The sequence below is a fragment of the Paraburkholderia sp. J10-1 genome (assembly GCF_905220165.1).
Taxonomy (GTDB): Bacteria; Pseudomonadota; Gammaproteobacteria; order Burkholderiales; family Burkholderiaceae; genus Paraburkholderia.
Genome location: NZ_CAJMYW010000006.1, coordinates 375,904 through 393,704 on the forward strand (window position 1 = coordinate 375,904; position 17,801 = coordinate 393,704).

The following is a 17,801-nucleotide window of genomic DNA, read 5'->3' on the forward strand; positions in this document are numbered from 1 at the left end:
ATTGCTTTCGCGCCCTGCGCATAAGGCGCATTACCTTGCGCATTGCCCTCGCGAGCGCTCACGTATTTTGCTGCTGAGGCACACTCGCATGGCGCACCGGCGCGTTGCGCGTATCGAGCCGCGCCGCCGCCCATGTCAGCACGAGCGCCGCCACCGAAACGGCCGCGGCCACCCACGGCAGCGAGTCGAGCGCCACGCCGTGCGCGATGGCGAGACCGCCCATCCACGCACCCATTGCATTCCCCACGTTGAACGCACCGATGTTCAGCGTAGAAGCGAGATTCGGCGCCGCCGCAGCCTTCGCGACCACGCGCATCTGCAAGGGCGGCACGGTCGCGAACGCAGCGATGCCCCACACGAACACCGTGATCGCGGCAGGCCACATGGCGTGGCTCGTCTTCGTGAAGATGGCCATGACCACGGCGAGCATCACGAGAATGCCCATGAGCGAAGGCATCAGTGCGCGGTCCGCTAGCTTGCCGCCGAGCGTGTTGCCCAGCGTGAGCCCCACGCCGAACAGCACGAGCATCAGCGTCACGCCGCGCGGCGAGAAGCCGCCGACCTGTTCGAGAATCGGCGCGATGTAGGTGAACACGACGAACACGCCCCCAAAGCCCAGCACCGTCATGCCGAGCGCGAGCCACACCTGCGGGTCGCGCAGCACGCGCACTTCGTGGCCGAGACCCGCGGGGCCGCTGTCGTGATGGTTGGGAACCAGGGCGGTCACGCCGATCAGCGAAATCACGCCAAAGCCGCTCACGATCCAGAACGCCACGCGCCAGCCGAACTGCTGGCCAATAGCCGTGCCGAACGGCACGCCCAGCACGGTGGCAAGCGTGAGCCCGGTGAACATCAGCGCGATGGCGCTCGCCCGCTTTTCCTGCGGCACGAGCGAGGCCGCCACCACGGCGCCGATGCCGAAGAACGAGCCGTGCGCAAACGAAGCGACCACGCGCGCGACCATCAGCAGCGAGTAGTTCGACGCGACGGCGCACATCACGTTGCCGACGATGAACACGCCCATCAGCAGTTGCAGCGCGAGCTTGCGAGGCATGCGGCTCGTGAGCGCGGCGAGCAGCGGCGCACCAGCGGCCACGCCGAGTGCATAGCCGGTCACGAGCAGGCCCGCAGCGGGAATCGTCACGTGCAGATCGCGCGCGACGTCGGGCAACAGGCCCATGATGAGGAACTCGGTGGTGCCGATGGCAAAGGCGCTGATGGCCAGCGCGAGCAAGGGGATAGGCATCGAAATCTCCAAAAATCAGCCGGAATTCAAATTGGCTTCAGGGCAAATCAGGCAACGGCTAGACCACCGCGTCAGCGGGCATCGACGTCACGAACTCGACGACCACGCCCGGCGCGAGCGCCACGAAAAGCTGCACTTCCGCGCTCGCGGGCACCTCGGCCACCTGGTAAGGCACGCGGTGCGCGGCAAGCCGCTCGACGAGCGCGCGCCACTCAGCAGCGGACGCCAAACGAAACGCCACGTGATCGATGCGCGGCGCCACGAGCGCAGACGACTCGCCGGCCAAGCTCGCGGGCACGGTCGCATCGACCAGATGGATGACCGCGCGGCCGTTCGCGTAGAGCCAGTGACCGTTCACGCGAAACGGCGGACGCGGGCCGTCGTCGAGGCCGACGATGTCGCGAAAGAAGCGGCATGTGCCTTCGAGGTCGGGCGTGACGAGGGTGACGTGATCGAGTTGCATGGCGTGCGGGCCGGGGCGGTTGTCCTGAGAACACGCGCATTGTCGCGGCTACGCTCAAATTTGATAATTGGCGTAGCATTTGAATCATTTTCAATCGCTTTCTAATAATCGCGCGATGGACAACCTCGGTGATGTGCGCCTTTTCGTGGAAGCCGCCCGCCTCGGCAGCCTTTCCGCGGCCGGGCGCAAGCTCGGCCTCACGCCCGCGGCGGCCAGCGCCCGGCTCGCGCGGCTCGAAGCGGAACTGCATGCGCGGCTGTTCGACCGCACCACCCGCCAGCTGCGCCTCACCGACGAAGGCCGTATCTACCTCACCTGCAGCGAGCACGCGCTGCGCTCGCTCGACGACGCCAAGGCGGCCTTGCAGGAGGGCCAGAACGCGGTGCGCGGCAAGGTGCGCATTTCGGCGACTTCGGATTTCGGCCGCAACCTGCTGATGACCTGGCTCGACGAATTCCGCGCCCTGTACCCCGACGTGCGTTTCGCGCTGATGCTGACCGACTCGCTCTCGAACCTTGTGCTCGAAGACATCGACCTCGCGATTCGTTTCGGCACGCCGCAGGACAGCTCGCTCGTCGCGCGCTGGCTCGCGCCGAACCGCCGCGTGCTGTGCGCCTCGCCCGCCTACCTCGCGCGCTGCGGCGAGCCGAGTGAGCCGAACGATCTGGCCCGTTTCGACTGCATCGTGATCGGCTCGGCGGCGGGGCCGGTGAACGAATGGCGCTTCACGCGCGGCGACGAAACGCAAACCTACACGGTGCCGCTCGACGGCGCGCTCGAATCCACCGATGGCGAAGTGGCGCGCCAGTGGGCGCTGTGCGGCTACGGACTGGCGGTAAAGTCGATCTGGGATGTCGCCGACGACCTGCGCGCCGGGCGGCTCAAGACGGTGATGCCCGAGTGGCGCTACCCCGACGCACCGCTGCACGCGCTCTATCACCGCAACCGTTTTCTCGCGCCGCGCGTGCGGGTGTTGCTCGACTTCCTCACCGAGCGTTTCGCGCAGACTTCGGGCGAACTGGAGGCGCTGGTGCCCTGCACCGATCCAGCCGTTGCGACGCAAAGCCGAAGGCGCAAACGGATATAATGGTGGATTGCGCAGAAAGCGATCCGCAGCCGCAACCGCATGGGCCAATCGTTGGCCAATGCGCGTCGGCAAAATGAAGTGAAAAGCAAAGCGGAACGTCCGAAGAATGGCAAAACGCGCATTGCCAGAAACAGGGTGCCAACGCCGGTCTCGTAGCCGGTCTCCCCGCATCCCGATTCGGCCCCATAAAACACCGTAGTCCTGACGTGCAGACCGTGCCTCCCGCACGTGCATCAAGCGGACGACGCCCCCAGGTCAACCACTGCGAACGGCGAAACCCGATGACCAAGAAAGTTTATGTAAAGACCTTTGGCTGCCAGATGAACGAGTACGACTCCGACAAGATGGTCGACGTACTCGGCGCCGCCGAAGGTCTCGTGAAGACCGACACCCCCGAAGACGCGGACGTCATTCTCTTCAACACCTGCTCGGTGCGCGAAAAGGCGCAGGAGAAGGTGTTTTCCGACCTCGGCCGCGTGCGCGAGCTGAAGGAAGCGAACCCGAACCTGCTGATCGGCGTGGGCGGCTGCGTGGCGAGCCAGGAAGGCGCGGCGATCGTCGCGCGCGCCCCGTATGTGGACCTCGTGTTCGGCCCGCAAACGCTGCACCGCCTGCCGCAGATGATCGACGCGCGCCGCGCCTCGGGCCGCGCGCAGGTGGACATCTCCTTCCCCGAAATCGAGAAGTTCGACCATCTGCCGCCCGCACGTGTGGAAGGCCCGAGCGCGTTCGTCTCGATCATGGAAGGCTGCTCGAAATACTGCAGCTACTGCGTCGTGCCGTACACGCGCGGTGAAGAAGTCTCGCGACCGCTCGACGACGTGCTCACCGAAATCGCCGGTCTCGCCGACCAGGGCGTGCGTGAAGTCACGCTGCTCGGCCAGAACGTGAACGCGTATCGAGGTGCGCTGACCAATGGCGCGCAAGACGTGGCCGACTTCGCCACGCTCATCGAATACGTCGCGGACATCCCGGGCATCGAACGCATCCGCTACACGACTTCGCACCCGAAGGAATTCACGCAGCGCCTGATCGACACCTACGCGAAGGTGCCCAAGCTCGTGAGCCACCTGCATCTGCCGGTGCAGCACGGCTCGGACCGCGTGCTCATGGCGATGAAGCGCGGCTACACCGTGCTCGAGTACAAGTCGATCATCCGCAAGCTGCGCGCGATCCGCCCGGACCTGTCGCTCTCCACGGACTTCATCGTCGGCTTCCCCGGCGAGACCGAAGAGGACTTCCAGAAGATGATGGCGCTCGTCGAGGAGATGAGCTACGACACGAGCTTCTCGTTCATCTACAGCCCGCGCCCGGGCACGCCCGCCGCGAATCTCGAAGACGACACGCCGCGCGAGGTAAAGCTCAAGCGCCTGCAGCACCTGCAGGCCACGATCGAAGAGAACGTCGCGCGCATCAGCCAGTCGATGGTTGGCCGAGTCGAGCGCATTCTCGTGGAAGGCCCTTCGCGCAAGGACCCGAGCGAACTGTCGGGCCGCACGCAAAACAACCGCGTGGTGAACTTCCCGGCGCCGCTCGCTTCGCACGCGCGCCTGATCGGCCAGATGATCGACGTGAAGATCAACCACGCGTACCCGCACTCGCTGCGCGGCGAACTCGTGCTCGCGCACGAAGAAGCCTCGACGCTCGCGCATTAATCGTGCATTAATCGGCTCGACGCACCCAGCCAGGAATTCAGGAGTTCAGAGACACCTTGAAGCCCAATCAGCAGCATCTGGAATTCACCGCGCCGCGCGACGACAACGCGCGGCTTGCCAACCTCTGCGGCCCGCTCGACGAAAACCTGCGGCAGATCGAGCAAGCGCTCGACGTAACGCTCGCACGGCGCGGCCATCGCATCAGCATTCGCGGGCGCGGCGCCAGGCTGGCGCTCACGGCGCTCGAAAACTTCTACAACCGGGCGCGCGATCCGCTTTCCGTCGACGACATTCAGCTCGCGCTCGTCGAAGCACGACACCCGGCGAGCTTCGGCGGCAACTCGGCCAACGATCCGCGCGGCAATGGCAACGGCGGCGTGCGCGGCCATGCGGGTGGTGTCAACGGCGGTGGTAACGACGCCAGCGAGATCGACCCGCGTTTTCGCGGCGACCCGGATCATCCGTTCGACGAGCCCGCGCGCGAAGGCGTCGATGTCGAAGAACTGGGCCCGAAGCTCTACACGCGCCGCGCCGACCTGCGTGGCCGCACGCCCGCGCAGCGCGAGTACCTCAAGCAGATCATCTCGCACGACGTGACGTTCGGCATCGGGCCCGCGGGCACCGGCAAGACCTATCTCGCCGTGGCCTGCGCCGTGGACGCGCTGGAACGCGATCAGGTCAAGCGCATCGTGCTCACGCGTCCGGCCGTGGAAGCGGGCGAGCGCCTCGGCTTCCTGCCGGGCGATCTCTCGCAGAAGGTCGATCCGTATCTGCGCCCGTTGTACGACGCGCTTTACGATCTGCTCGGCTTCGACAAGACCGCGAAAATGTTCGAGCGCCAGATGATCGAAATCGCGCCGCTCGCGTACATGCGCGGACGCACGCTCAATCACGCGTTCATCATTCTCGACGAGGCGCAGAACACCACGCCCGAGCAGATGAAGATGTTCCTCACGCGTATCGGCTTCGGCTCGAAGGCGGTCGTGACCGGCGACACCACGCAGATCGACTTGCCGCGCGGCCACAAGAGCGGCCTGATCGAAGCCCAGCATGTGCTCAAGGACGTGCGCGGCATCGCCGTCACGCACTTCACGAGTGCGGACGTCGTGCGCCACCCTCTCGTCGCGCGTATCGTCGAGGCTTATGACGCGCATTCGAAAAAGGACGAAGGTGTGGGCGACGCGCGCTAACGCCGCCGCCTGCGTCGTATCACTGCTTTAGCCCCATGCCCCGCGCACCGAAACTCAAACTGACCGTACAGTTCCCCGCCGCGAAGGCGTTCCCCGAGCACAAGGCCGCGCTGCCGCGCGCCACCGTGGCGGCGTGGCTCAAGGCCGCGCTCTTCGCGGACGCGGAGCTGGCCGTGCGCTTCGTCGACGCCGAGGAAGGCCGCACGCTCAACCGCACGTATCGCGGCAAGGACTACGCGACCAACGTGCTCACCTTCGCGTATGCGGAGAGCGAAGACGATCCGGTCACGGGCGATCTGATCCTGTGCTGCCCCGTGGTGGAGAAGGAAGCCGCCGAGCAGGGCAAGCCGCTCGCCGCGCACTACGCACACCTGCTCGTGCACGGCGCGCTGCACGCGCAGGGCTACGATCACGAAGACGAGGCCGAAGCCGAAGAGATGGAAGGCATCGAGACCGAGGTGCTCAGTTCGCTAGGCTTTCCTGATCCGTACAAGTAAGTCCCCGCCATGAACGACAAGCGCACGCCCGAATTCGCCGAACCCTCAGCCCTGCCCGAGGCGGGCGATGCGAGCGTGCCCTGCCCCGGCTACCCGCCGACGCTTGGCGAGTCACGACTTTTGAGCGAAGACGAGCTGCGCACCTCGCTCGAGTGCACACTGAAGTCGAAAGGCTGGGACGGCGCAAGCGACATCTGGCTCTTCGGCTATGGCTCGCTGATCTGGAACCCAGGCCTGCCCACCGTCGAGAACGTGCGTTCGCGCGTGCACGGCTACCATCGCGGGCTTTACCTGTGGTCGCGCGTGAACCGCGGCACGCCCGAGCAACCGGGCCTCGTGCTCGCACTCGACCGCGGCGGCTCGTGCGCGGGCGTCGCGTTCCGTCTCGCCGCCGAAGGCGTGATGCCGCACCTCGAAGCGCTCTGGCGCCGCGAAATGCCGATGGGCTCGTACCGCCCGGCCTGGCTGCCCTGCGTGCTCGCCGACGGCCGCCGCGTCGACGCGCTCGCCTTCGTCATGCGGCGCGATGTGGCGTCCTACACCGGCAAGCTTTCCGAAGCGACGGTGCGCACCGTGTTCGGCTGCGCGTCGGGCCGCTATGGCACGACGCTCGATTACGTGCGCCGCACCGTGGACGCGCTGCGCGAGAGCGGCATGCGCGACCGCGCGCTGGAGCGGCTGCTCACGCGCTGCGCGTAAGCCTCGCGTCACGGCTCGGGTCTTTTTGTTTCAGCGGGCGGCCGCACCGCATCTGCGTTAGGATTGATCTGCCGGTGTGTACCGAACGTGTGCCGCGTGTGTGCCATTACACGGTCGCGCCACAGGCATGTTGTATCCTTAACCCTCCGCAACAGCGCGCCCTGCCCTCAAGCGGCAAAGGGCGCACCACCATGAACGACTCCTATCCCAGTCGACGCCAGACCGACAAACCGCAGGAAAAGCGCTCCCTACTCGAGCGGCTGACCGACTTCATCTCGCCCGAGCCCGACTCGCGCGCCGAGCTTCTCGAAATCCTGCAGGACGCGCACGCGCGCAACCTGATCGACGCCGATTCGCTTTCGATGATCGAAGGCGTGTTCCAGGTGTCCGAGCTTTGCGCGCGCGACATCATGATCCCGCGCGCCCAGATGGACGCGATCAACATCGCCGACAGTCCTGACGAATTCATTCCGTTCGTGCTCGAGAAAGCGCACTCGCGCTACCCCGTGTATGACGGCAATCGCGACAACGTGATCGGCGTGCTGCTCGCGAAAGATCTGCTGCGCTACTACGCCGAAGAAGAGTTCGACGTGCGCGGGATGCTGCGCCCGGCCGTGTTTATTCCCGAGTCCAAGCGCCTGAACGTGCTGCTGCACGACTTTCGCCAGAACCGCAACCACATCGCGATCGTCGTGGACGAGTACGGCGGCGTGGCCGGTCTCATCACGATCGAGGACGTGCTGGAGCAGATCGTCGGCGACATTGAAGACGAGTACGACTTCGACGAGGAAAGCGGCAACATCATCGCCTCGCCCGACGGGCGCTTCCGCGTGCGCGCGCTCACCGAAATCGAACAGTTCAACGAGGCGTTCGGCACCCATTATTCGGACGAGGAAGTCGACACGATCGGCGGGTTCGTCACGAACCACTTTGGGCACGTGCCGCATCGCGGGGAGAAGGTCCGCATCGACGACCTGATCTTCGAGGTGCTGCGCGCCGACGCGCGCCAGGTCCACATGCTGCTCGTGCGCCGCGACCCGATGGCAGGACAGCGCGAAGCCGCGCTGCAGCCGCCGGGCACCTGAGCTCGCGCGAGCGCGCCTCGTATGCGCCGATGACGCCAGCCTTTGGGCTGGCGTTTTTGCTTCGAGCGCGCGGATGTCCCGATCCGTCCCCAGCAGAGCTTCCCGGGAACGACGCACGAAAGTGCTATCGTTGCGCTCGTCGCGCAATCCGCGCTCGCGCCTTTCATCGCGCATTTCATCGCATTCCACAGCACCGCATGGCCGAACCGATCGATACCCGCACGCGCACCGAGACGCGCGCGACGGAAACCACCAGCGCCACCAACGGCGCCGCGCGCCGCGCGCTGCCCTTCTGGCACTATCTCGCGGCCGCCGCGCTGGGCGCACTCAACACGCTGTCGTTCGCGCCCACGCCGCACGGCGGCTGGCTCGCCATTGCGATCTTCGCGCTGTTCTACTTCTGGCTCACGCGCACGACCGGCTGGAAGAGCGCGCTCTTCACCGGCTGGGCATTCGGCTTCGGCAACTTCGTGAGCGGCGTGTGGTGGCTCTACGTGAGCATGCACTTCTACGGCGGCATGCCCGCCGTGCTCGCGGGCGCGGCGCTCGTGCTGTTCTCGCTCTATCTCGGTGTGTATCCGGCGCTCGCCGCGCTCATCTGGTCGTTCTGCGCCGGACATGCGAAAAATGGACGCAGCGGCGAGTTGCCGTTTTCGCCGACGTGGCACGGCGCTTTCGCGTTCGCAAGCGCGTGGGCGCTCGGCGAGTGGGCGCGCGGCTACGTGTTCACCGGCTTTCCCTGGCTTTCGAGCGGCTACGCGCAGGTGGACGGCCCGCTCGCCGGTTTCGCGCCGATCGTCGGCGTGTATGGCGTGGGCTGGGTGCTCGCGCTCGTCGCGGCGCTCATCGCTCAGGCGGTCTTGCGCGTGCGCGACGTGAATCGCCAGCCCGCAGCGCCCTCGCGCAGCGCGGTCGCGACGCCGGCGCTGCTCGCTGCGGCCGTGATCGCAGCCGGCCTGCTGCTCTCGCTCGTCTCGTGGACGCAACCGTCCGGCACACCGCTCAACGTGCGTCTCTTGCAAGGCAACGTCAAGCAGGACATGAAGTTCTCCGAGGCCGGCTTTACCGACGCGCTCAACGAGTTCCAGAAGCTCATTACCGAAAAGCCCGCCGATCTCGTCGTCACGCCCGAAACCGCCGTGCCGGTGCTGGTGCAGGAGATTCCCCAGAAGTTCGGCCGCGATATCCGCGCCTTCGCCGACGGCACGAACACGGCCATCCTGTTCGGCGCGGTGGGCGGCACGATCACGCCCGACGGACGCGTGACCGACTACACCAATAGCCTGTTCGGCATCACGCCGGGCCAGAACGGCCTTTATCGCTACGACAAGCACCACCTCGTGCCCTTCGGCGAGTTCGTGCCCTGGGGCTTCCGTTGGTTCGTCAATCTCATGAACATCCCGCTCGGCGACTTCGCGCGCGGGGCGCCCGTGCAGCCGCCATTCCGCGTGCACGGTGAACTCGTGGCCGTGAACATCTGCTACGAGGACATCTTCGGCGAGGAAATCGCGCGCATTGTGCGCGAGAGCCCCACCTCGCCGGGCATCCTCATCAACTCGACGAACCTCGCGTGGTTCGGCGACACCATCGCGCTCGACCAGCATCTGCAGATCGCACGCATGCGCTCGCTCGAAACCGGCCGGCCGATGCTGCGCGCGACCAACACGGGCGCGACCGCCGCCATCGACGCGAAAGGCCGCGTGATCGCGCGTCTGCCAACGTTCACGGCGGGCTCGCTCGACGTGAAGGTGGAAGGCACGAGCGGCTTCACGCCCTACGTGACGAGCGGCAACAACACCGTGATCGCCATTTCGCTGCTGCTGCTCGCGCTCGGCTTCGCGTTCGGACCGGCCTTCAAGGGCGCGAAGACGCGCAAGCCGGCGGACGAAAAATAAGGCGCGCGCAAGGCACACGCAACATCGCGCCAACGACGCAACCACACCGCTGCCGGCCGCCGGAACCCCGTCCAGGTCTCAAGGCTCCGGCAATCCGGTAAAATTCAACGTTTTAGCACCTGGCCGCCTCCGGCCCGGGCCACGCAAGGGGAAGGGGCAAGGCGGAGAATCGCCGCCCCGCCGGCGCGCTCGCTTAAGGCGGGCCCGCTGCATTCCGCTCCCGAAAGCCCGAAAGACACTGCAGGCACACATGCTCACGTTTCAGCAAATCATCCTGACGCTCCAGTCTTACTGGGACAAGCAGGGCTGCGCACTGCTCCAGCCGATCGACATGGAAGTCGGCGCCGGCACCTCGCACGTCCACACCTTCCTGCGCGCAATCGGCCCCGAGCCATGGCGCGCGGCCTACGTGCAGCCCTCGCGCCGCCCGAAGGACGGCCGCTACGGCGAGAACCCGAACCGCCTGCAGCACTACTACCAGTACCAGGTGGTGCTCAAGCCCGCGCCGGAGAACATTCTCGACCTGTACCTCGGCTCGCTCGAGGCGCTCGGCTTCGACCTGAAGCAGAACGACGTGCGCTTCGTCGAAGACGACTGGGAGAACCCCACGCTCGGCGCCTGGGGCCTTGGCTGGGAAGTGTGGCTCAACGGCATGGAAGTCACGCAGTTCACCTACTTCCAGCAGGTGGGCGGCATCGACTGCAAGCCGGTGCTCGGCGAAATCACCTACGGTCTCGAGCGTCTCGCCATGTATCTGCAGAAGGTCGAGAACGTCTACGACCTCGTCTGGACCGAGTGGGAAGAGCAAGGCCCGAACGGCCCGGAACTGCGCCGCCTCACGTATGGCGACGTCTATCACCAGAACGAAGTCGAGCAATCGACCTACAACTTCGAGCACGCGAACGTCGACCTGCTGTTCACGTTCTTCAACGCGTACGAAAGCGAAGCGAAGCGCATGATCGATCTGCAGCTCGCGCTGCCCGCCTACGAACTCGTGCTCAAGGCCGGCCATACGTTCAACCTGCTCGACGCGCGCGGCGCGATCTCCGTGACGGAGCGTGCAGCGTACATCGGCCGCATTCGCGCGCTGTCGCGCAGCGTGGCGCAGTCGTACTACGAGTCGCGCGAGAAGCTCGGCTTCCCGATGCTCGGCAACCCCGTGCACGGCGTGCCTGGCCTCACCACCGACGAACAGGACGCCGCGATGCCCGCCTGGGCGCCGCCGCTGAAGGTCGAACGCAAGTTCGACGAGGCATGACCGGATCTCCAGAACAATGACGCAAGCTCATCACGCCACTCTCCTCGTCGAACTGCTGACCGAGGAACTGCCGCCCAAGGCCCTCGCGCGCCTGGGCGACGCGTTCGCCGAAGGCATTGCGCAGCGCCTCGCCGCGCGCGACCTGATCGAAGGCGATCTCGCGTTCGAACGTTACGCCACGCCGCGCCGCCTCGCGGTCACGATCAAGAACGTGCGCAGCGTCGCGCCCGAAAAGCAGGTGCGCGAAAAAGTGCTGCCCGTTTCGGTCGCGCTCGACGCGAGCGGCCAGCCCACCGCGCCGCTCGCGAAGAAGCTCGCGGCGCTCGGCTTCCCCGATTTCCCGGTTAGCGACCTTGAACGCGCAAGCGACGGCAAGAACGAAGCGTTCTTCCTGCGCTACTCCGCGCCTGGCGCCACGCTCGCCGACGGCCTGCAAGCCGTGCTCGACGAAGCGCTCGGCAAGCTGCCGATCCCGAAGGTCATGACCTACCAGCGCCCGGACGGCAGCAACGTGCAGTTCGTGCGCCCGGTGCATCGCCTCACGGTGCTGCACGGCGACCAGATCGTGCCGGTCACGGCATTCGGCGTCGACGCCGACGACACCACGCGCGGCCACCGCTTCCTCTCCGAAGGCCTGATCGCCATTCAGCACGCCGACGAGTACGCGCACACGCTCCAGCACAAGGGCTTCGTGATCGCGAGCTACGCCGACCGCCGCGAGTCGATTCGCGCGCAACTCATCGAACAGGCCGGCAGCGACAAGGTCGTGATGCCCGAGTCGCTGCTCGACGAAGTGAATTCGCTCGTCGAATGGCCGGTTGTGTATGCATGCAAGTTCGAGGACGAATTCCTGCAAGTGCCGCAGGAATGCCTGATCCTCACGATGCAGACGAACCAGAAGTACTTCGCGCTCACCGACGACCAGGGCCGCCTGCGCTCGCGCTTCCTGATCGTCTCGAATATCGCGACGCCAACGCCCGACGAGATCGTCGAGGGCAACGAACGCGTGGTGCGCCCGCGTCTGGCCGACGCGAAGTTCTTCTTCGAGCAGGACAAGAAGAAGCCGCTGGCCGACCGTGTGCCGCTGCTCGCGAACGTGGTGTATCACAACAAGCTCGGCTCGACGCTGCAGCGCGTGGAGCGCCTCGAAGCGATCGCCGGCCAGATCGCTGAACTTTCCGGCGCCGACGTCGCGCTCGCGAAACGTGGCGCGCGCCTTGCGAAGGCCGACCTGCTCACCGACATGGTAGGCGAGTTCCCGGAGCTGCAAGGCACGATGGGCACCTACTACGCGCGCCACGACGGCGAACCCGAAGAAGTGGCGATTGCGTGCTCCGAGCACTACCAGCCGCGCTTCTCGGGCGACGCCCTGCCCGCTACCACCACGGGCACGATCGTCGCGCTCGCGGACAAGCTCGAAACGCTCGTCGGCATCTGGGGCATTGGCCTTGCGCCCACTGGCGAGAAGGACCCGTTCGCGCTGCGCCGCCACGCGCTGGGCGTGCTGCGCATTCTCGTCGAGAAGCAACTGCCGCTCGACCTGGTCGAGCTGCTGCGCGCCACGTACGCGCAATTCGCCGGCATCGAGGCCGTGACGGAATCGACCCAGGCCATCTACGAGTTCTGCATGGACCGCCTGCGCGGCATGCTGCGCGAACGCGGCTTTGCGGCGACTGAAGTGGACGCCGTGCTCGCACTGAACCCCACGCGCTTTGACGACATCGTCTCGCGTCTGGACGCGGTGCGCGAATTCGCAGCGCTCGCGGAAGCGGCCTCGCTCGCGGCGGCCAACAAGCGCATCTCCAACATCCTCAAGAAGTCCGAGGGCGCGGAAGACGCCGGCGTGCAAGTGGCCCTTTTCGTCGAAGCCGCCGAAAAGGCGCTCTACGCGCAGCTCGAACAGGTCGCGCCGCGCGTGGAAACGCAACTCGCCGCACGCGAATACACGGGCGCACTCACCGCGCTCGCGGCGCTGCGCGAAACCGTGGACACGTTCTTCAACGACGTGATGGTCAACGCCGAAGACCCGGCGCTGCGTGCGAACCGCCTCGCGCTGCTCAAGGCGCTGCATCGCCAGATGAACAGCGTCGCGGACATCTCGCGACTCGCTGCATAAGCGGAAAAAAGCGGAACTGAGCAAGACGCCATGCCGAACAGCACCACCAGAAAACTCGTGATCCTCGACCGCGACGGCGTGATCAACGTCGACTCCGACGCGTTCATCAAGTCGCCGGACGAATGGATCGCGATTCCCGGCAGCCTCGAAGCGATCGCGCGCCTGAACCAGGCGGGCTATCGCGTCGCGGTGGCGTCGAACCAGTCGGGCATTGGGCGCGGACTGTTCGACATGGCCGCGCTCAACGCCATGCACGCGAAGATGCACCGCCAGGCCGCGGCCGTGGGCGGGCGCATCGACGCCGTGTTCTTCTGCCCGCACACGGCCCAGGACCATTGCGAGTGCCGCAAGCCGCTGCCGGGCATGCTCAAGATGATCGCAGAGCGCTTCGAGATCGAGCCCGCCGATACTCCGGTGGTGGGCGACTCGCTGCGCGACCTGCAAGCGGGCGCGGCGCTCGGCTTTCGCACCCACCTCGTGCGCTCGGGCAAAGGCGAGAAAACGCTCGCCGCCGGCGGCTTGCCTGAAGGCACGATGATCCACGACGACCTGCGCGCTTTCGCGCTCGATTTTCTCGCGAACGCCACTGCGTGAAGGCGCAGACAGTTCCCGCGTACATTAACCCGGCTCGACTGATGCGCTTTCTCCGCTCCCTGCTGCTGTTCATCTACTTCATCGTCTACACGATGCCGTACGCAACGGCGTGCTTTATCGCGTTCCCGTTCCTGAACGCGACGCGACGCTACTGGATGGCCGTGGGCTGGTGCCGCTCCACGCTGTTCGTCGCGCGCCACCTCAATGGCATTCGCTACCGTATCGAAGGCATGGAGAACCTGCCCAACGGGCCGGCCGTGCTGCTCTCGAAGCACCAGTCCGCATGGGAAACGCTGGCGTTCCCTGCGCTCATGCCGCGACCGCTGTGCTATGTGTTCAAGCGCGAGCTGCTGTTCGTGCCGTTCTTCGGCTGGGCGCTCGGCATGCTGAAGATGGTTCACATCAACCGCAAGGAAGGCAAGAACGCCTTCACCTCGGTGATACGCCAGGGCAAGCAGCGCATGGCCGAAGGCGCCTGGGTGATCATGTTCCCTGAAGGCACGCGCATACCGGTGGGCAAGCAGGGCAAGTACAAGACCGGCGGCCCTCGCTTTGCCATTGAAACGGGCGCGCCCGTGGTGCCGATCGCGCACAACGCGGGCCACGTCTGGCCGCGAAACTCGTTCATTAAATATCCGGGTATAGTCACGGTGTCGATCGGCAAGCCGATCGAGACGACCGGACTCACGCCCGACGAAGTGAACACGCGCGTGGAACAGTGGATCGAAGCGGAAATGCGACGTATTGATCCTGAGGCGTATCGCGAAACGGATGGCGCAGCGGCGAAAGCAGCGGGGATTTGAGGCGTCGGCGCTTGACGTACTGGCTCGCGTTGCACGCAGGGTTGGCGCGCGGGTGCTGGCGCTGCTCGGCGCGCGGCTGAACTCGCCGCGCAACATTGAGCCAGAAGCTCCACGCACGCGCCCCGCGAAAAGCGGCAAACGCCCACGCCGCGCACGCCCATCAGCACCAGGCCTGACGATGCAGAAGTCCCCCACGCCGCGCCCAAACGCGGCACTCGACAACCGGCAGCTCGACTTGCCGCTCTTCGCTGAACCGGCGCCTGTTGTGGCGCCTGATGTGTCCTCTCCCTCACTCACTCCGCAGCCCGCTCCTTTGCTATCGCCTGAAAAGCCCGGCAAGGCACCGCTCGCGCCCGATGGCACGCGTCTGCGTACTGTCGCGCTTGGCGCGCGCACGCTGCATTACCGGCTCAAGCGCTCTTCGCGTAAATCGATTGGGTTTGTGATCGATGGAACGGGGCTTAGCATCACTGCGCCCAGATGGGTCACGATTGCCGATATTGAGACCGCTATCGCTGAGAAGCAGCGGTGGATTTTTGCGAAGCTCGCGGAGTGGCAAACGCGCACGGAGCAACGCGCGTTGCCGCGCGTGGAATGGCGCGATGGGGCTGAACTGCCTTTTCTTGGCAAACCGATTACGGTGAGGCTTGGGGCTTCCTTGCTTGCGTTTGATGAAGCGACTCGTGTTCTTGCGTTGCCGTTGCCGCCGCATGCTGACGCGCAGCAGATCAAGGATCGCGTGACTGGGTGGCTTCAGGGTGAAGCGACAAGGATTTTTGGTGAGCGGCTTGCTGTTTATGCCGACAGGCTTGGGGTTACGTTTCGGTCTTATGCGCTTTCTTCGGCTGCCACACGGTGGGGGAGCTGTTCAAGCGAGGGCAGGATTCGCTTGAACTGGCGGTTGATTCATTTTCCGCTTTCGGTGGTGGACTATGTCGTTGCGCACGAGCTCGCGCATTTGCGTGAGATGAATCATAGTCCGCGGTTCTGGCAGACGGTGGAGTCGATTTTTCCGGAGTTTCGGGAAGCCAGGAAGCAATTGAAGCAGCATCCGGTGGAGATGTGACGCAGAACAACGTGATTTTCTCGATACGTTGGCTGACGACGCGTAACCGAACGCAAAATTAGGAGCAGTATTATTGAATCGCGACCGCGCCTCGTGAGACGTTAACGTCTCTCTCCTCCCCCTCTCTGGTGTTACGGTGATCTATATTTATCGGTTGGCCCATCTACTTTTTAAGTTGCGAATTCCTGTTTTGCCGTGGCTCCTGAAGATCGTGAACCGCATCCTTTTCTCGGTATCGTTGCCACCTTCGGTAGAGGTCGGAAAGAACGTCACATTCGGTTATCAGGGCCTTGGTATCGTCGTTCATAAGAATGCGCGCCTCGGATCCAACATCATCATCTCACCCAACGTCGTCATTGGTGGTAAGGGCAGAGGAAAACCGGGCGCTCCTGTCATCGAAGACGACGTCACCATTGGCGCTGGCGCCTGTATCCTTGGCGATGTCCGTATCGGTCGAGGTGCAGTTATTGGTGCAAATTCCGTCGTGCTTGCAGATGTTGCACAGCAAACAACGGTTGTTGGCATACCGGCGCGACCGATCATGTAGAAGTAAAAACTACGTAGAGAGAAGCATCCCACTTCTCTCTAAATTGCGCTATCTCGCCAGGAAACGTTTGACCTCAACATTTCCAAAAAAAATTGTCCGTTCGCTAACGTCAGACGGCCTGGACTGCCACCACCATTTATAAACTCCCATTTTCAGGTAGGCTGCCTGGTCGTTGGCATAAGCATTCCCACACCCTTCGCAGTGAACGACACTAACACCGTTCATCGACAAATCTGTTAGAGCATTCTTGCCTGCATGATCCGGCCGATAGTTCAGGACCCAATGTATCGCCTTACCCCGGTCTGTCGACGGATTACCGAATACAAATATCCGCGGGGCGGCCTTGGCTGCATTTCGAATTTCCACCTGGTAACGCCCATTCACAAAGCGAATAGAAAATGGCGGAGGACCAATGCCACCCTCCGGTCCTTGCAATATCTGCGTGAATAACTCAGGCTGCTGGGAATCGAATTGGTAGTTCTGAGGGAGCGCGGTTGACCAGGTGATTTGGTACAACTGATCGGGCTCAAAGTGGAAAATCCGGTTGAATGCGAGTTCTCCACGCGGCGTCCCGTTCGCAACACTGTGAAAATCGTCTGATCGATGGATGGTGACCCTCATCACCCGCTCATGAAACACCGGGCTTTCAACAGTCGAAATCGCGTCACGCGGAGCCTGAATAACTAAGCGTGGGTCAATGCCTTGCGCCCATGTGCTGCCGTACAGGCTTTCGTAACCGTCAGCACCAGTGATCTGCGAAGAGCAAGCCGTACTCATGCAGACAGCAACAAACATCCCCACGCGCGTCAGTATCTTTCTCATGGTTGTGTTAGACAGTGGACCCGAGTGTGGCTGCAATCCGTGCTTTGATGAGCATTAACACGAATTTACTGTTCGTAATCAGATATCGTCTCCACATCCTGCGCGGCTCCTGAATTACTCTGAACAGCCATTCCATGCCGGCCATCTGCATCCATTTCGGAGCCCGGCGAACCTTTCCCGCAATAACATCAAACGTGCCGCCAACACCCATCACAAAATCGACACCAAGTTGCTCCTTCCAGCGCTCAATAAACGTTTCCTTCTTGGGTGACGATATTGCGACGAAGAGCAGCCTCGCGCCCGACTCGCGAATACTTTCGACCATTTTTTGTTCGTCGTCCCAGAAATAGCCATGGTGATAACCCGCTACCTTCAACGCTGGAAACTGTGCCTTCAATTTTGCACATACCCTCGCAACCACTTCCTCCGTCCCGCCAAGGAAGAACACCGGAAAGCTCCGCTCAGCCGACATTGCGACCAGCCGCTCAAAAAGATCAACGCCAGCCACCCGCTCCGGGACAACGTGTCCCAACAGACGCGCTGCCCAAACCACCCCCATGCCGTCGATGTTTATTAAATCGCAGCTTCGAACGGACTCCGAAAGACTGGCGTCACTTCTCATATTCACCAGTTTCGCGACATTTACCACAACGTGCTGAGTGAACTGCCTACGATTTGTCCGATCTGCAATCCAATCTACCGTGTCATCCATTGATGCGGCGTCCATCGGGCACGAAAACAGGGTGATTCTCTTAATCATTCATCTACTCTCAATAAT

Annotated in this window: 17 protein-coding genes; 13 read left to right on the plus strand and 4 right to left on the minus strand. The window is 63.9% G+C overall.

Annotated features, from left to right (window positions below; translation table 11 throughout):
• Nucleotides 1-58 precede the first annotated feature (58 nt).
• On the minus strand, nt 59-1,246 hold the full coding sequence (locus U5A65_RS21360; protein ID WP_321947255.1) for an MFS transporter: 1,188 nt from the start codon (nt 1,244-1,246) through the stop codon (nt 59-61).
• A gap of 58 nt (nt 1,247-1,304) precedes the next feature.
• Entirely contained in the window at nt 1,305-1,709 is a 405-nt protein-coding gene (locus U5A65_RS21365) for a VOC family protein (protein WP_321947257.1), read from the minus strand.
• A 115-nt stretch (nt 1,710-1,824) separates the two neighbouring features.
• On the opposite strand from U5A65_RS21365, the gene U5A65_RS21370 reads away from it, so the two are divergent.
• The 13 genes from U5A65_RS21370 (at nt 1,825) to U5A65_RS21430 (ending at nt 16,201) form a co-directional block, all read left to right on the plus strand.
• Nucleotides 1,825-2,796 carry a LysR family transcriptional regulator gene (locus U5A65_RS21370; RefSeq protein WP_321913826.1) on the plus strand — a complete coding sequence of 324 codons (972 nt, stop codon included), beginning with the start codon at nt 1,825-1,827 and terminating at the stop codon, nt 2,794-2,796.
• Between the two features lie 281 nt (nt 2,797-3,077).
• Nucleotides 3,078-4,451 carry a tRNA (N6-isopentenyl adenosine(37)-C2)-methylthiotransferase MiaB gene (miaB, locus tag U5A65_RS21375; protein ID WP_321913708.1) on the plus strand — a complete coding sequence of 458 codons (1,374 nt, stop codon included), beginning with the start codon at nt 3,078-3,080 and terminating at the stop codon, nt 4,449-4,451.
• A 56-nt stretch (nt 4,452-4,507) separates the two neighbouring features.
• Nucleotides 4,508-5,641: a PhoH family protein gene (locus tag U5A65_RS21380; RefSeq protein WP_321935030.1), complete on the plus strand. Its 1,134-nt coding sequence runs from the start codon at nt 4,508-4,510 to the stop codon at nt 5,639-5,641.
• Between the two features lie 35 nt (nt 5,642-5,676).
• Nucleotides 5,677-6,138, plus strand: coding sequence for an rRNA maturation RNase YbeY (gene ybeY, locus U5A65_RS21385; RefSeq protein WP_321913706.1), 462 nt, complete (start codon nt 5,677-5,679; stop codon nt 6,136-6,138).
• Nucleotides 6,139-6,147: 9 nt separating this feature from the next.
• The gene (locus U5A65_RS21390) at nt 6,148-6,837 is read left to right on the plus strand and encodes a gamma-glutamylcyclotransferase (RefSeq protein WP_321947259.1); all 690 of its coding nucleotides are present in this window, start codon (nt 6,148-6,150) and stop codon (nt 6,835-6,837) included.
• Between the two features lie 191 nt (nt 6,838-7,028).
• Nucleotides 7,029-7,922 carry an HlyC/CorC family transporter gene (locus tag U5A65_RS21395; protein ID WP_321913704.1) on the plus strand — a complete coding sequence of 298 codons (894 nt, stop codon included), beginning with the start codon at nt 7,029-7,031 and terminating at the stop codon, nt 7,920-7,922.
• A 197-nt stretch (nt 7,923-8,119) separates the two neighbouring features.
• Nucleotides 8,120-9,817: an apolipoprotein N-acyltransferase gene (gene lnt, locus U5A65_RS21400; protein ID WP_321947261.1), complete on the plus strand. Its 1,698-nt coding sequence runs from the start codon at nt 8,120-8,122 to the stop codon at nt 9,815-9,817.
• Nucleotides 9,818-10,067: 250 nt separating this feature from the next.
• On the plus strand, nt 10,068-11,075 hold the full coding sequence (glyQ, locus tag U5A65_RS21405) for a glycine--tRNA ligase subunit alpha (RefSeq protein WP_321913702.1): 1,008 nt from the start codon (nt 10,068-10,070) through the stop codon (nt 11,073-11,075).
• 16 nt (nt 11,076-11,091) lie between these two features.
• A complete protein-coding gene (gene glyS / locus U5A65_RS21410) occupies nt 11,092-13,191 on the plus strand; it encodes a glycine--tRNA ligase subunit beta (protein WP_321947262.1) in 2,100 nt (699 codons plus the stop codon).
• 30 nt (nt 13,192-13,221) lie between these two features.
• Entirely contained in the window at nt 13,222-13,785 is a 564-nt protein-coding gene (gene gmhB / locus U5A65_RS21415) for a D-glycero-beta-D-manno-heptose 1,7-bisphosphate 7-phosphatase (RefSeq protein ID WP_321913700.1), read from the plus strand.
• A gap of 41 nt (nt 13,786-13,826) precedes the next feature.
• Nucleotides 13,827-14,588 carry a lysophospholipid acyltransferase family protein gene (locus U5A65_RS21420; protein WP_321913699.1) on the plus strand — a complete coding sequence of 254 codons (762 nt, stop codon included), beginning with the start codon at nt 13,827-13,829 and terminating at the stop codon, nt 14,586-14,588.
• Between the two features lie 178 nt (nt 14,589-14,766).
• Nucleotides 14,767-15,654, plus strand: coding sequence for a SprT family zinc-dependent metalloprotease (locus U5A65_RS21425; protein ID WP_321947264.1), 888 nt, complete (start codon nt 14,767-14,769; stop codon nt 15,652-15,654).
• Between the two features lie 136 nt (nt 15,655-15,790).
• Nucleotides 15,791-16,201, plus strand: coding sequence for a serine O-acetyltransferase (locus tag U5A65_RS21430; protein WP_321947266.1), 411 nt, complete (start codon nt 15,791-15,793; stop codon nt 16,199-16,201).
• 48 nt (nt 16,202-16,249) lie between these two features.
• Here U5A65_RS21430 and U5A65_RS21435 read toward each other — a convergent pair whose 3' ends face one another.
• A complete protein-coding gene (locus tag U5A65_RS21435; RefSeq protein WP_321947268.1) occupies nt 16,250-17,023 on the minus strand; it encodes a heparin lyase I family protein in 774 nt (257 codons plus the stop codon).
• A gap of 7 nt (nt 17,024-17,030) precedes the next feature.
• A complete protein-coding gene (locus tag U5A65_RS21440) occupies nt 17,031-17,783 on the minus strand; it encodes a WecB/TagA/CpsF family glycosyltransferase (RefSeq protein WP_321947270.1) in 753 nt (250 codons plus the stop codon).
• Nucleotides 17,784-17,801 lie beyond the last annotated feature (18 nt).